This is a genomic window from Thiorhodococcus mannitoliphagus, assembly GCF_010915725.1.
GTDB classification, from domain to species: Bacteria; Pseudomonadota; Gammaproteobacteria; order Chromatiales; family Chromatiaceae; genus Thiorhodococcus; species Thiorhodococcus mannitoliphagus.
Genome location: NZ_JAAIJR010000076.1, coordinates 14,553 through 27,648, shown reverse-complemented (window position 1 = coordinate 27,648; position 13,096 = coordinate 14,553). Strand labels below are relative to the sequence as shown.

Sequence of the window (13,096 nt, the reverse complement as noted above, 5' to 3'; positions counted from 1 at the left end):
GGAATGGTTCAACCGAGGTCCTGGCGGACCGTGGGATTTTTCAGGCGGCTACGCCTGTTTAAGGGAGGGACGTAACAGATATCGATCTAGCACGCGTGCAACCCAAGGCGGTCAGGCTCACTATCTCGCTCCCGCAAGCCCTCGTAAGGCGTATCGACGCGCACGCCAAGGCGCGACATCTAAGCCGCTCAGCCTTCCTGGCACAGGCGGCTAGCGAGGCGATGGGGCGGGAGGGCTAGTCGGTTTTGCCTCTCTGTTGCCGCCCCGCCAGCCTCGCGTCGCAAGTCCACGAGGCAGGTCTAGTCTTGTTGCACGCCCCCTCTGCTCGCGTTCCTTGCTAGATCGCGCCATCGCGGGCAGTGCCAATCACTCCGGCGGTAATCCCCAGCGCCTGGTCGGGATGGGATGTTACGCGAAGCCGTCCTGCGAGCAGAGCAGGATTCGATAGATGCTGATCTGGGCAGCGGCGTCATCAAAGCAGCCTGTGGCGCGCCATGGGCAAGGTCGATCAGCTGGCTACCGGACTCTGATCTTGTACCCTAAGAAAGTGTCCATCAATTGTTTCCCGATGCGAGCGATGCCGCCCGAAATCCCCCCTAGCCCCCCTTTGCGAAAGGGGGGAAGTTGTTGATGGACGCTTTCTAAGGCGCATCGCGCCTTCTTCGTCTGCGGATTCGCCAAGAGCCAGCAGGCCAATATCGGCGATGAGGAAGAAGCAGCATTCAAGAAGGCAGCGCGGCACGTCCTTGATCGGCGGTTCTTCTGACGACCGCAAGAGCGCAGGGGAAGAGCATTGAAACCACTTGGGACTCCCAAACGCCTAGGCGACCCCAGCGCAAAAGGGCAACACCGATGGCGCATCAAGATTGGTTGCAAATTTGCGATCCGCACGACGACCGATAAGACCCGAGCAACACAGGCCCTGTTAGCGAGGACAGATCACTGAGCTGTCGCGCCCTTTTTCACGTCTTTCAACTGCCCGAGTCCGCGGATCAAGCGCAGGCTCGCGTTGAAGAAATCGTCCCCTGGATTATCCCTGCAGATTGCAGCGATCCGCAGCATGGCCGCATCCAGTTCCGCGCCGCGCAAGACATCACGGTCGATCGCGAAGTTCAAACCGCTGACGAAGCCCGCAAGCCACTGTCGGTGCCTCAGGTAGTCCTCGTCGGCGAGCGCGGTCGGCGTTTCATCTCGCGGCAATGTCAACAGATAGGCGGAGCAGGTCTTCACCCCATAGCCCCAAAGGGCCGGCGCGGTCTGCTCGCCCGAGAGCGCCGACCCGCTACCCAAAACGGCCAGCGCAAGCCCAGTCGAACGCGCGAGAGCGCGGATACCATCACCCATTTCAATCTCCACTTCTGTCAGGATGCGATTTAGCGACCGCAAAGGGTATCATCAGCGGATTTTTCCGCCTTTGGCCAAATCGCAATCATGCGCGTCTTGATGATCTCGGATGTCTACTTCCCTCGCGTGACCGGCGTCTCGACGTCGATCCAGACCTTCGCGCGGGAGATGCTGCTCAAAGGACACGAGGTCACGCTGATCGCACCCGACTACGGTCAGGACACCCAAGATCCCTTCGAGATCATTCGCATCCCGTCACGCTACCTGCCCATCGATCCCGAGGACCTTATCCTGCGGCCGCGCCAGATCCGCCGTCACGAGCCCAGACTGGCAAGGTGCAACTTCGACCTGGTGCATATTCAAACGCCCTTCATTGCGCACTATGTGGGCCTTGGCATCGCGAAGCGGCTGGGGCTACCCGTGGTCGAGAGCTATCACACCTTCTTCGAGGAGTACTTCCAGCACTACGTCTCCTTCGTCCCGAGCCGCTGGCTGAAGCGTGCCGCGCGCTACTTCTCGGTGGCCCAGTGCAATGCCGTGGATGGCCTTGCGGTACCGTCCCAGGCCATGCTCGACGTGCTCAACGGCTACGGCGTCAAGACCCCCGCAGCCGTGATCCCAACAGGCATCGAACTCGAACAGTTCAGCCATGGCGACGGGCAACGCTTCCGCGCGCGCTACGGGATTCCCCCGGATCGCCCTGCACTGGTGATCGTCAGCAGGCTGGCCTATGAGAAGAACATCAACTTCATCCTCCGGGTCCTCGCCAGAGTCAAGCCTGAGGTCCCGAATGTTCTGCTTATCATCGCGGGAGACGGCCCAGCAAAGCGCGACCTCGAGCGTCAAGCCGACACTCTGGGACTCGCGGGCAACGTCCTTTTCACCGGCTACCTCGGCCGCGACGGCAGCCTCGAAGACTGCTACTGCGCGGGATCGGCCTTCCTCTTCGCGTCGCGTACCGAGACGCAGGGGCTGGTGCTCTTGGAAGCCATGGCGCTCGGCGTTCCGGTCGTCTCGACGGCCATCATGGGAACCAAAGAGGTCTTGGGAAATGGACGCGGCGCACTCATCGCCGAAGAAGATGAGCAGGACTTTGCCGCGAAGGCGGCTCGCGTCTTGAAGGAGCCTTTGCTCCGAGAGCGCCTCGCCCGGGAGGCAAGGCAGCAGGCGCAGGCTTGGTCCGCGCCGGTACTCACCGACCGCATGCTGGCGTTCTACGAACGGGTGACAGGTCAAGGCGCAGATGACGCGCAACGCCCAGCGAACCGAGCGGCTGGTTCAGCGCCATAGGGAGCGAACGACGCTGGTCAATCGGAGTTTTTGGCGCACTTGTGGGCGGGAAACACGATGCGGAAGCGCCCCTGCCCTCAGGCCATGATGTCGATCAGACTCTTGAGCGCCTCATCGGATGCCTTAAACACCTTCGCGGACGCCTCGACCTGGCGCAGATTCTCCTTCTGCTCCACGAGCGGCGCGGCGATGTCGCGCACCGAGCTGCCGTCCTCACGACGCGCTCCTGCGATCTCCGCCGCATTCTGGCGCAGCCCTTCCATGCCTGCCTGGATACCGGAGAAACCGGCTTGCCCAACACCTGAGATCATTTCGCGATCCTCAAACGACTCTTTCTCACGCTGAAGTCTAGCGCTAAAGGCGCTTCCGAGGCGTGACGCACGCCACACTTCGAGCGCCTGACCCTGCTAAGGAAGCGCCCATCAACTGTTTCCCGATGTGAGCGATCCCGTCCGAAATCCCCCCTGGCCCCCCTTTGCGAAAGGGGGGAAGTTGTTGATAGACGATTTCTAAGCGTCTCGAGCAGCGCGCTCGATGAGCTGATGGGCGAGGTCCTGCCCAAGGTAGCCGTTGATGAGACGGCGCCCGAGATAGATGACCGGCGTCAGCGCGATGGCAACGACGAACTTGTAAAGGTAGTTCACCGTAGCGACCGCTAGGAAGAGGTCGATGGACCATTTCTGGGGTCCAAGCACGAACGCGATGTAGAGCACGACGAAGCTGTCGACCAATTGCGAGACCAGGGTCGAGCCCGTGGCGCGCGCCCACACGAAGCGCTCGCCCGTCACACGGCGGATACGATGAAAGATGGTGACATCGACGAGTTGGCCGACGAGGAAGGCCACAACGGAGCCGGCGATGATCCACATGCCCTGACCGAAGATGACGCTGAAGGCCGCCTGCATGTCTGGAACGCCGCGCTCGGACTGGATACCGACCCACCAGCTCGCGGGGGCCAGCTGAATGGCGAGGTAGGCGAAGACGAAGGCGTAGACGATGAGGCCGACGGCCATATAGGAAAGCAGGCGGACACCACGGCGACCGAAGTATTCGTTGATGATGTCCGTCATCACGAAGACCACCGGCCAAAGCAGCACGCCAGCGGTGAAGCTCAGCGAGCCGGTCTGGCCGAACAGCTGCCAGTCGAAAGGGGCCAAGCCCAGGGTGTCCTCGAGGGCGAAGATCTTGACGCCGAGAAACTCAGCGATCAAGGCGTTGCAGACGAAGAAACCGCCGAGAATCACGAATAACTTGGTCGGGCGATCGAAGGTCATGAGCAGCGGCGGTCGAGTCTTCTTACCTTCAGCCTGATGAAAAGATGGACCGAGACGCCCTCCCCCGAAAAGATTCAGGATTTCGGCAAGGTCACGCCGCGCTGGCCTTGATATTTGCCTCCGCGATCCTTGTAGGACGTCTCGCAGACCTCGTCGGACTCCAAGAAGAGGATCTGCGCCACGCCTTCGTTGGCGTAGATCTTCGCCGGCAGGGGTGTGGTGTTGGAGAACTCCAATGTCACATGCCCCTCCCATTCGGGCTCGAGCGGCGTCACATTGACGATGATGCCGCAGCGGGCATAGGTGCTCTTGCCGAGACAGATGGTCAGCACACTGCGCGGGATACGCAAGTATTCGACCGTGCGGGCCAGGGCAAAGGAGTTGGGCGGTATGATGCAAACGTCCGACTTGAGATCGACGAAGCTGTTGGAATCGAAGTTCTTGGGATCGACGATCGCCGAATTGATATTGGTGAAGATCTTGAACTCGTCGGCACAGCGCACGTCATAGCCGTAGCTCGAGGTGCCGTAAGAGATCACCCGACCGACGTCGCCCTCGCCCTCGCGGACCTGGATCGCCTCGAAGGGCTCGATCATTCCCTCCGCGGCCATGCGGCGGATCCAGCGATCTGATTTGATGGCCATTGCCGGCATCCTCGGAAACTGAAAAAGCGGGAAACTGAAAAAGCGGGTTAGAGTAACGCGCATCGTCAATGCGCGAAAGCACCCCACGCGATTGGAGTCCTCTCAAGTCTATGCCAGCTCACAACAAACCCTTCGCCCCCTCTGCCGAGGAGAACAAGGCGGCCATCCTGGCGGTGATTCAGCCCCTGCTCGCAAACGCCCGCCACCTACTTGAGATCGGCGGCGGGACTGGACAGCACGCGGTCTTCTTCGCGTCCGCAATGCCACATCTGCGCTGGCAGACGAGCGATCTGGGCAAGCATCTTCCCGGCATCCGACGCTGGCTGGATGAGGCCGCGCTGCCAAATCTGCCGCAGCCGATTGCGCTGGACGTTGGCGGAGACTGGCCCGCGCAAACATTCGACGCGGTCTTCAGCGCCAATACAGCCCATATCATGCCCGCGCCCCAGGTTGCGGACATGCTGCGCGGCGTCGGCCGCGTCTTGGGCTCGGGCGGCTGCTTTCTGCTCTACGGGCCATTCAACGAAGGCGGCCGCTACACCGGCGAGGGCAACCGCAGCTTCGATGCCTGGCTCAAGGAGCAGGATCCAAGGATGGGCCTCAGGAATCTCGAGGACCTGGAAGAGATCGGCCGCCAAAACGGGCTGAGGCTGCTGGAGACCAAGCAGATGCCCGCCAACAATCGGATCCTAGTCTGGATCCGCGAACCACAAGGCTGAGGTCGACGCCCTAGCAAGGCTTCTTCGCGCGGGCAGGATGGATCCGAAGGCGTCGATCATCCTTCGGGCCAGTCGTTTTCTGTGGACAAGCGCAGCGCAGTCCACCAACAAGGGCGCGGGATTCGGTGGACTTCGCTCGCGCTCGTCCACCCTACCAGTCCGACTGATGACCAAGGCCGATCCGAAACACTTGCTTGGCTGGCGCGGCAGATGGCGCCGCCGCGCCAGTTCGCCGATCAAGTGTTTTGAATGACGATGCGGGGGAACTTCGCGGCGTAGTCCTTGGCCTGCAGCGACAGCTTCGCAGCCGTCTTGCGCGCGATCTCCCGGTAGATCTCGGTCGCGCGCGACGCTGGCTGGGCAACCACGGTCGGCTTGCCGCTGTCCGTCTCTTCACGGATATGGATATCGAGCGGCAGGGAGCCGAGCAAGTCGATGCCATACTGCTCGGACATCGCCGCGCCCCCGCCCTGACCAAAAATGTGCTCTTCATGACCGCACTTGGAGCAGATGTGGATGCTCATGTTCTCCACGATGCCAAGCACGGGGACTTCGACCTTCTGGAACATCTTGAGGCCCTTGCGCGCGTCCAGCAGCGCGATGTCCTGTGGTGTGGTCACGATGATGGCACCTGATACGGGCACCTTCTGCGCAAGGGTGAGTTGGGTGTCACCCGTACCCGGCGGCAGATCGATGACCAGGTAGTCAAGCTCGGACCAGTTGGTGTCGTTCAGCAACTGCTCCAGCGCCTGCGTCACCATGGGGCCACGCCAGATCATGGGCGTCTCTTCTTCGATGAGAAAGCCGATCGACATCGCCTGAAGATCATAGCTGCTCATCGGCTCCAAACTCTTGCCATCCTTGGAGTCCGGCTTACCGGTGATGCCCAGCATACGCGGCTGAGAGGGACCATAGATATCGGCATCCAGGATGCCGACACGCGCGCCTTCCGCCGCGAGTGCGAGCGCGAGGTTGACCGCAGTCGTCGACTTGCCGACACCGCCCTTGCCCGAGGCAACGGCGATGATGTTCTTGACGTTGTCGATGGGCTTGAGCGACTTCTGCACGGAGTGCGCCTTGATCTGCCAGCCGACATCGACCGCGACCTGGCTGACCCCCTCAACACCCATCACCTGAGCCTTCACCGCCTCGGCAATGGCTTCCTGGGCACCCTTCGCCGGGAAGCCAAGGGAGACGCTGACCTTGACCTGATCTCCCTCGATGACGATATCCTTGATCGCGTGCGCCGAGACCAGGTCGCGCCCCAGATGCGGCTCCTTGTAGGCTTTGATGGCCGTTTCGATGGCTTCTTTACTCACTTGGGACATTGATTGACTCCAGAAGATTGGTGGCGGCTCCAGAAACCCCGGAGCTGCATGTTTCTCATCTTGATTCTTGGTGAATTCGACTGGACGGAGCACGACGCTTCGTGCAGCGTCGCGAGGTAGATCCGACGAAGGACCCTCGGCCTATTAAAAGGGTGAGCCCCCATTCCAGCAAAGCGCTGCCGTCGGGCTACCCGAGCGCTGGGTGCTAGCTTTGGTATTAGGGGTTACTAATTCAACCCTGGGCCAATCCGCTGGCCCGCGCCTCCAGTCACTCCGGGCGAAATCGGCGGATTGTGAAGGATTCGAGACCGGGCGGCGACGACGTTCGTCAAGCACAGCGTGGATCTCGCAGTCACTCGATGAGCGCCGCGCATCTGCCACCGGATCATAGCGGTGCTCAGAAGCCCCATACCAGTGGCGCCAGCGTGACAGTGATGGCCGCGACCATCAAATTCAGCGGGATACCGACCCTGAGGTAGTCGCTAAATCGGTAGCCGCCCGGCCCGTAAACCATCAGATTGGTCTGATAGCCAATTGGGGTCGAAAAGCTCGCGGAGGCGGCCATCATGATGGCTATCGCGTAGGGCGTGAAGTCCACACCAAGCGCCTGACTGGTCGAGAGACCGATCGGGAACATGAGCACCGCGGCCGCATTGTTCGTAATCAGCTCCGTGAACAGCATGGTCAGCAGATAGACGACGGCGAGGGAAAGCAGCGGATCGCCTTGCGCCAGCCCCGTCATCTGACCGGCAATGACCGCAGCGGCGCCCGTCTTCTGCAGGGCGAGCCCGAGCCCGAAGCTTCCGGCGATGGCGATCAGCACTTGCCAATCCACGGCAGCGCGAGCGAGCCCCGCGTTGATGCAGCGCGTGATCAGCAGAAACCCGGCCGCAAGCATGGCTGCCTGCAACATCGACAGCCACTCCAGCGTCACCGCGAGGACCATGCAAAAAAGGATCGCAATGGCAATCATCGCCTTGTCCTGGCGCAGCGGATGCGAATCCGGGACCTGGCTCACCAGGAAGAAATCACGCGAATTGTGCTGACGTTCGGCGAAGCTCGGATCGGCCTCGATCAGCAGGGTGTCGCCAGGCTTGAGCACGATGTCGCCGATCTTGCGCTCGATCCGCTCACCGTTGCGCGCAACGGCGATAACGGCGGCGCTGTATAGGCTGCGGAAACGACCCTCGCGGATACTCCTGCCCACGATCGGACAGCTATCGGAGACAACGGCCTCCATGAGGCAGCGCTCCGGTCTCGGCACATCGAGCTTGAAGACCTGATCCCCAGCCGGCAACAAGCCCCGAAAGCGCTGCAGGTCAACAACCGAGTCGACGATACCGACGAAGACCAACTGATCACCGGCCTGAAGCCGCTGATGCGGTGCGATTGCCGGGAGGATGTCGCCATCGCGCTCGATCTCCAGCAGATACATCCCCGGGAGATGGCGCAGACCCGCAGCCTCGATCGTCTTGCCCACCAGCGGGCTGGCCGGCTCCACGAGCATCTCGATCGTATACTGCCGCGGGTCGTCCATGTCGCTCATCACCGGCCGCCGATCCGGCAGCAGCCAGCGACCAACCGTGATCAGGTAGATCAGGCCAATCGCTGCGCATGGCAGGGCCACCCAGGCAATCTCGAACATGCCCAGGCTGCCGCGCCCCGTTTCCTTCACCAGCAGGCCGTTGACGATGAGGTTGGTACTGGTCCCGATCAGGGTGCAGGTGCCCCCGAGGATGGCGGCATAGCTCATCGGGATGAGTAGCTTCGAGATCGGCAGACGATTGCGGCGGGCCCACTCGTTGACCGCCGGGAGAAACATGGCAACGACAGGGGTGTTGTTGAGGAAGGCGCTCAAGCCCATGATCGGGGCCATCAAGCGCATCTGCGCCCCCGCCAGGCGCTTCGGGCGACCGAGCACGCCCTGAACCAGCCAGGCGATGGCGCCGGTCTCACGCAGCCCTGCGGCAACGACGTAGAGCACCCCAACGGTGACCATGCCCTCATTCGAGAGCCCACTCAGCGCCTCACCTGGTGTCAAGACACCCGCGAGCAGCAACACCGCGACCCCGCCAACCAGCACCACATCGGCCGCGAGCTTCGTGAATGCCAGCGAGCCGATCACCAGGGCAACGACAGCAAGAGAAAGCCAAGCATCCCAAGTCATACTTACGGAGCGAGCGTCACCGAGATCCTATGCCAAGACGGACGCCGAGCGACCGCCACCTTGAGCCGAGAGTGTGCCACAGCGCCGGGGCTCGGCGCCTGCGCATCCATCGGACGGATGCCAGCGGCAGGCATGGCGCAAGAACCAAAGATTTCGCAGGCTGCCTACTTGCGATTGTCTAGCACTTCGCCGTATCGACTTCGCTACAATGCCAGCGCATCTTCGGCCTTAGCCAACCACATTAAGCAGCGCTGCCGCCCAACCTTGACCGCCCCCCGCCGAAACCACGAGGAAACCGATCTCAAGCACACCGCTCGCGCGCTTGAATACCCGTTAGAATTGTGCAGATGGAGTTACATCCGCAGCGCTCTAGCAAACCTCGCCTGGGCGCCCAACAGCGCCGGCGCCAAAGCCATCCATGAGAGACTGATGTACCCTTCTCAAGATTCTCCGCGACCCAGGGCTCAGGCCAGCACTGGCCGACGCCGCTGTGAAACGCCCTCGCTCGCATCGACCGATGCTCGAGTGGCGCCCTGGCTGATCGCGCGATCCCGCACCAGTCAAAGGCGCGTCGGACACTAGCCCCATGCAAGCCGTTTACATCCTGCTATTGGCACTCTCCATCTCGATGGTGCTGATTCCGCCCTTGAAACGCTTGGGCGCCCCCTTAGGACTGACGGACATCCCAAACGCGCGCAAGATTCACGACCGCGCGATTCCGAGAAGCGGCGGAATCGCGATCGCGTCAGGCACACTCATCTCGGCTTGGCTACTGATCTCGCTCGATCAGCAAGGCATGGCACTGATTGCCGCCTGGTGCGTGCTCTTAGTCTTTGGCTTGCTCGATGACAGGCTGAATCTCGACTACAGGCTCAAGCTGCTCGGCCAAATCATCGCCGGCAGCATCGCCGTCGTGGCCGGAGACATCATGATCACCGAGGTCCCTTTCCTTGGTGTCGAAACGCTGCCCACCGAGATAGCCATCCCGCTCACTGTGTTCCTACTGACCGCAATCACCAACGCGGTCAATCTATCCGACGGACTGGATGGTCTTGCCGGCGGCTTGAGTATTCTTGCGCTCGGATGCTTGGCGATCTTCGCCTATCAAAGCGGCGATCAGGCCAACTTTGCACTCACCATGGCGCTAATGGGGGCCACCTTCGGCTTCCTCAGATTCAACAGCAGCCCAGCACAGATTTTCATGGGGGATAGTGGCAGCCAATTCTTGGGGTTTGGAGTCGGTGTGCTTGCAATCAGCATCACACAACGGCCAGACACGGCGCTTGGACCTCTGACACCCCTGCTCGTTCTGGCGCTGCCGATCTTGGACACGCTCAATGTGATGACCCGACGCATCGCCGCTGGGCGCTCGCCCTTCTCCGCAGACAAGCTCCACCTCCACCATCAACTCTTGGAGGCTGGACTCTCGCAAAACCAGGCGGTCAGCCTCGTCTATATGGCTCAAGTCGTTGCGGTCGCCCTTGCCTACGCGCTGCGATACAGCTCCGACATCGCGATCATCGGCAGCTATGTCGCCTTATCCGTGGCGATCTTGGCCGGCATCCATGCGCTCAACCAGAGCCATCATCACGCCCAACTGCCGCGCAAACACGCCCCTCTGCTCAATCGGGTGCTCGGCGTGCTCGACAGTCTCGAGGCAAAATCGGCAAGCATCCTCGTCTTTACGCACCGAGCGCTGTGCATCCTGCTTGTGACGGTCCTCGTCGGCGGTGCTGCGATCGCAGATGCAATCAGCGCAGACATCACAACCTTGGCCATCACACTGCTCGCCTTAGCCGTGATCGCCCCATGGCTACCTCTCAAGCCTGGAGCGGCTTTAGATCGCGTCTGCCTCTACGCCGCTGGACTCGTGATCCTCTTTCTGGCGACACCGCCGCTGCGCGAGTTGCTCGGCACCCTGACCGTCGTCGGCCTTTTCGGCGCCATGGCACTGCTCACCGGCATCTGGGTGAGGGCCGAAGAATCGGCGTTCTGCACAAGCTCACTGGACATACTTATCCTCATCATCGCCGGCGCCATACCGCTGTTTTCGGCGCCTCTCCCCCCACAGCTTGCCTTCTTGGTACCACAAGCAATCATCCTCTTCTACAGCATCGAGGTGATACTATCTCGCGCACAGAGGCGCTGGAGCCCATTACGGCTCGCGTTGCTGGTCAGCTTGACGATCCTGACGCTGAAAGGCCTGACGCTCTAAGAGGCTGTCTGGAAATCATCGTAGAGGCCCCTAGGATCCTTGAGGGCGCAAAATGCTCGCAGATGAGTCAAATTTCGATGAAGCGTCCGACCATTCAAGGCCGTCGGGATCGGGATCGGGATCGGGATCGGGATCGGGATCGGGATCGGGATCGGGATCGAACCGACGATAGCGATCCCGATAACGATCCCGATGGCATGACTCGTCGGTCTGAGGCGAAGCCTCCCTAGGAGTTTCCAGACAGCTTCTAAGAAGCGCTTTCGCTTGATCCAAACCTTATCCCTTGATCCAAACCTCTCCCCTGATCCAGAGAACTATTGAGTAAGGCGACAACGTGGAAGACCAGCCCCAAAATCTAGACGATTACCTCGCAATTCTGAAGCGCAGGAAGTGGCAGCTGATCTTACCCGCCCTTGTGTTGGCGATCCTCGCGATCCTAGCCGCACTCTTGATCCCGCCCGTCTATCGCTCGTCCGCGACGATCCTGATCGAGCGTCAGGAAATTCCGTCCGACCTCGTGCGCACCACGGTCACGAGCTACGCGGATCAGCGCATCCAGGTCATCAGCCAGCGCGTCATGACGACCAGCAACCTGGGCGAACTCATCAACAAATACGATCTCTATCCAGATATCCGCCGCAAGCAGAGCATCAACGCGGCAGTCGAGAAGATGCGAGAAGACGTCAAGCTCAACATGATCAGCGCCGACGTTCTAGACCCGCAGAGCGGGAAGGCGCAGGAAGCCACCATCGCCTTTTCGATCTCTTTCGACAGCGGCTCTCCCGAAACGGCCCAGAAGATCGCCAATGATGTCGTTTCGCTCTTCCTTCAAGAGAATCTCGAACGCCGCGCCGCAGCGGCCAACGAGGCGAGCGCCTTCCTGAACGCCGAGGCCGACCGGCTGGGCCAGGAGATCAACACCCTTGAGGCCCGCCTGGCCGCATTCAAAGAGGAGCATGGCGACAATCTACCCGAGCTTGCCGCGCTCAATCGAGAACTCATGATGCGCTCGGACGAGCGTCTGCGGGACAACGCGCAATCGGCACGGACCCTGGAGCAGCAAGCACTCTACCTCGAATCCGAGCTGGCCCAGCTCAGCCCCACGCTCCTTGGTGCAACCGGAGGCAGCGCGACCAGTCTGGACAGCTATCTCGAGGAACTCCAGGCCAAGTACGTGCGCGCCAAGGAGCGCTACTCGCCGAGTCATCCAGATCGCATCCAGCTTGAAAAAGAGATCGCCGCGCTCCAGCAGCAAGTTGGTCAATCGAGTATCGCGGCCATCCAAGCGCGTCTCGATGAGCTGCGCGCCGAGCTGGCATCGCTCAAGAAGCGCTACTCCGAGGACCACCCGGATGTCGCCGCCATGCGGCGCAGCATCCGCGAGACCGAGACAAAGCTCGCCACGGCACGCCAGCAAATGCGCACAGACGATGTCGTCCGCCAGGACGCAAACAACCCTGCCTATGTTCAGCTTCGGGTCAAACTCGACTCCGTGCGCCTTGAACTCACGTCACTGAGGGAAACACGCAAAGAGCTGGAGCATGAACTCGAGCTTTATGAGAAGCGGCTGACGGAAGCCCCGCGCATCGAGCAGGAATATCGCGCCCTGACGCGCGACTATGAAAACGCGATGCTGAAATACAAAGAGATCAAGGAAAAGGGCCTGCAAGCAGAGCTGGCGCAAGCCTTGGAACGCGACCGCAAGAGCGAGCGTTTCTCGCTGATCGAACCCCCGCTCCGGCCTGAAAAGCCATTCAAGCCAAATCGGCTCGCGATTGTGGTCTTGGGCCTCGTCCTGGCATTTGCGGCCGGCGTCGGCAATCTAGCCCTGCAAGAGAGCATGCACAGGGGACTTTTTGGGGCCAAAGCGGTCCAAGAAGCGACACGCATCCCGCTGCTGGCAGTCATCCCCTATGTTGCCACGGACGCGGAGCGGGCCGCAGCCCGCCGGCGTGTCAGACTCATCCTCGGCGGAATCATCGCTGGCATCGCTGTCATGCTAGCCTTGGTGCATTTCCTCATCATGCCGCTGGATGTCATCTGGTTCGTCCTGATGCGCCGCTTCGATGCGGCGCTCCCTGGTTTAGGCGCCTGATAGAACGAGGTTAAGCCAGA

General features: G+C 61.1%; 11 protein-coding genes and 1 pseudogene. 6 read left to right on the top strand and 6 right to left on the bottom strand.

Annotated features, from left to right (window positions below):
* Window positions 1-80 precede the first annotated feature (80 nt).
* A complete protein-coding gene (locus tag G3480_RS28465; RefSeq protein WP_338114159.1) occupies window positions 81-239 on the top strand; it encodes a type II toxin-antitoxin system HicB family antitoxin in 159 nt (52 codons plus the stop codon).
* 416 nt (window positions 240-655) lie between these two features.
* Window positions 656-766, top strand: a pseudogene (locus tag G3480_RS29005) (type II toxin-antitoxin system RelE/ParE family toxin); the annotation flags it as partial.
* Window positions 767-939: 173 nt separating this feature from the next.
* On the opposite strand, the gene G3480_RS16915 reads toward G3480_RS29005, so the two are convergent.
* Window positions 940-1,344: a hypothetical protein gene (locus G3480_RS16915; protein ID WP_164655069.1), complete on the bottom strand. Its 405-nt coding sequence runs from the start codon at window positions 1,342-1,344 to the stop codon at window positions 940-942.
* A gap of 87 nt (window positions 1,345-1,431) precedes the next feature.
* Here G3480_RS16915 and G3480_RS16910 point away from each other — a divergent pair, with 87 nt between their 5' ends.
* Window positions 1,432-2,634 (top strand): glycosyltransferase, encoded by a 1,203-nt coding sequence (locus tag G3480_RS16910; protein WP_164655068.1) that lies wholly within the window; start codon window positions 1,432-1,434, stop codon window positions 2,632-2,634.
* A 77-nt stretch (window positions 2,635-2,711) separates the two neighbouring features.
* Here the strand turns inward: G3480_RS16910 and G3480_RS16905 are convergent, their stop codons facing one another.
* The 3 genes from G3480_RS16905 to dcd form a co-directional block, all read right to left on the bottom strand.
* Window positions 2,712-2,945: a hypothetical protein gene (locus G3480_RS16905; protein WP_164655067.1), complete on the bottom strand. Its 234-nt coding sequence runs from the start codon at window positions 2,943-2,945 to the stop codon at window positions 2,712-2,714.
* 198 nt (window positions 2,946-3,143) lie between these two features.
* The gene (locus G3480_RS16900; protein ID WP_164655066.1) at window positions 3,144-3,908 is read right to left on the bottom strand and encodes a queuosine precursor transporter; all 765 of its coding nucleotides are present in this window, start codon (window positions 3,906-3,908) and stop codon (window positions 3,144-3,146) included.
* Window positions 3,909-3,982: 74 nt separating this feature from the next.
* Window positions 3,983-4,552, bottom strand: coding sequence for a dCTP deaminase (gene dcd, locus G3480_RS16895; RefSeq protein ID WP_164655065.1), 570 nt, complete (start codon window positions 4,550-4,552; stop codon window positions 3,983-3,985).
* A gap of 110 nt (window positions 4,553-4,662) precedes the next feature.
* On the opposite strand from dcd, the gene G3480_RS16890 reads away from it, so the two are divergent.
* Complete coding sequence (locus G3480_RS16890; protein WP_164655064.1) at window positions 4,663-5,271, top strand: DUF938 domain-containing protein; 609 nt, start codon at window positions 4,663-4,665, stop codon at window positions 5,269-5,271.
* 236 nt (window positions 5,272-5,507) lie between these two features.
* On the opposite strand, the gene apbC is transcribed toward G3480_RS16890, so the two are convergent.
* Together apbC and G3480_RS16880 are read right to left on the bottom strand one after the other, a co-directional pair.
* Window positions 5,508-6,599 carry an iron-sulfur cluster carrier protein ApbC gene (gene apbC, locus G3480_RS16885; protein WP_164655063.1) on the bottom strand — a complete coding sequence of 364 codons (1,092 nt, stop codon included), beginning with the start codon at window positions 6,597-6,599 and terminating at the stop codon, window positions 5,508-5,510.
* 397 nt (window positions 6,600-6,996) lie between these two features.
* Window positions 6,997-8,766, bottom strand: a complete 1,770-nt coding sequence (locus tag G3480_RS16880) for an SLC13 family permease (protein ID WP_164655062.1) — start codon at window positions 8,764-8,766, stop codon at window positions 6,997-6,999.
* A gap of 586 nt (window positions 8,767-9,352) precedes the next feature.
* Here G3480_RS16880 and G3480_RS16875 point away from each other — a divergent pair.
* Both G3480_RS16875 and G3480_RS16865 read left to right on the top strand, forming a co-directional pair.
* Window positions 9,353-10,981: an MraY family glycosyltransferase gene (locus G3480_RS16875; protein WP_164655061.1), complete on the top strand. Its 1,629-nt coding sequence runs from the start codon at window positions 9,353-9,355 to the stop codon at window positions 10,979-10,981.
* Between the two features lie 334 nt (window positions 10,982-11,315).
* Window positions 11,316-13,076, top strand: coding sequence for a Wzz/FepE/Etk N-terminal domain-containing protein (locus G3480_RS16865; RefSeq protein ID WP_164655060.1), 1,761 nt, complete (start codon window positions 11,316-11,318; stop codon window positions 13,074-13,076).
* Window positions 13,077-13,096 lie beyond the last annotated feature (20 nt).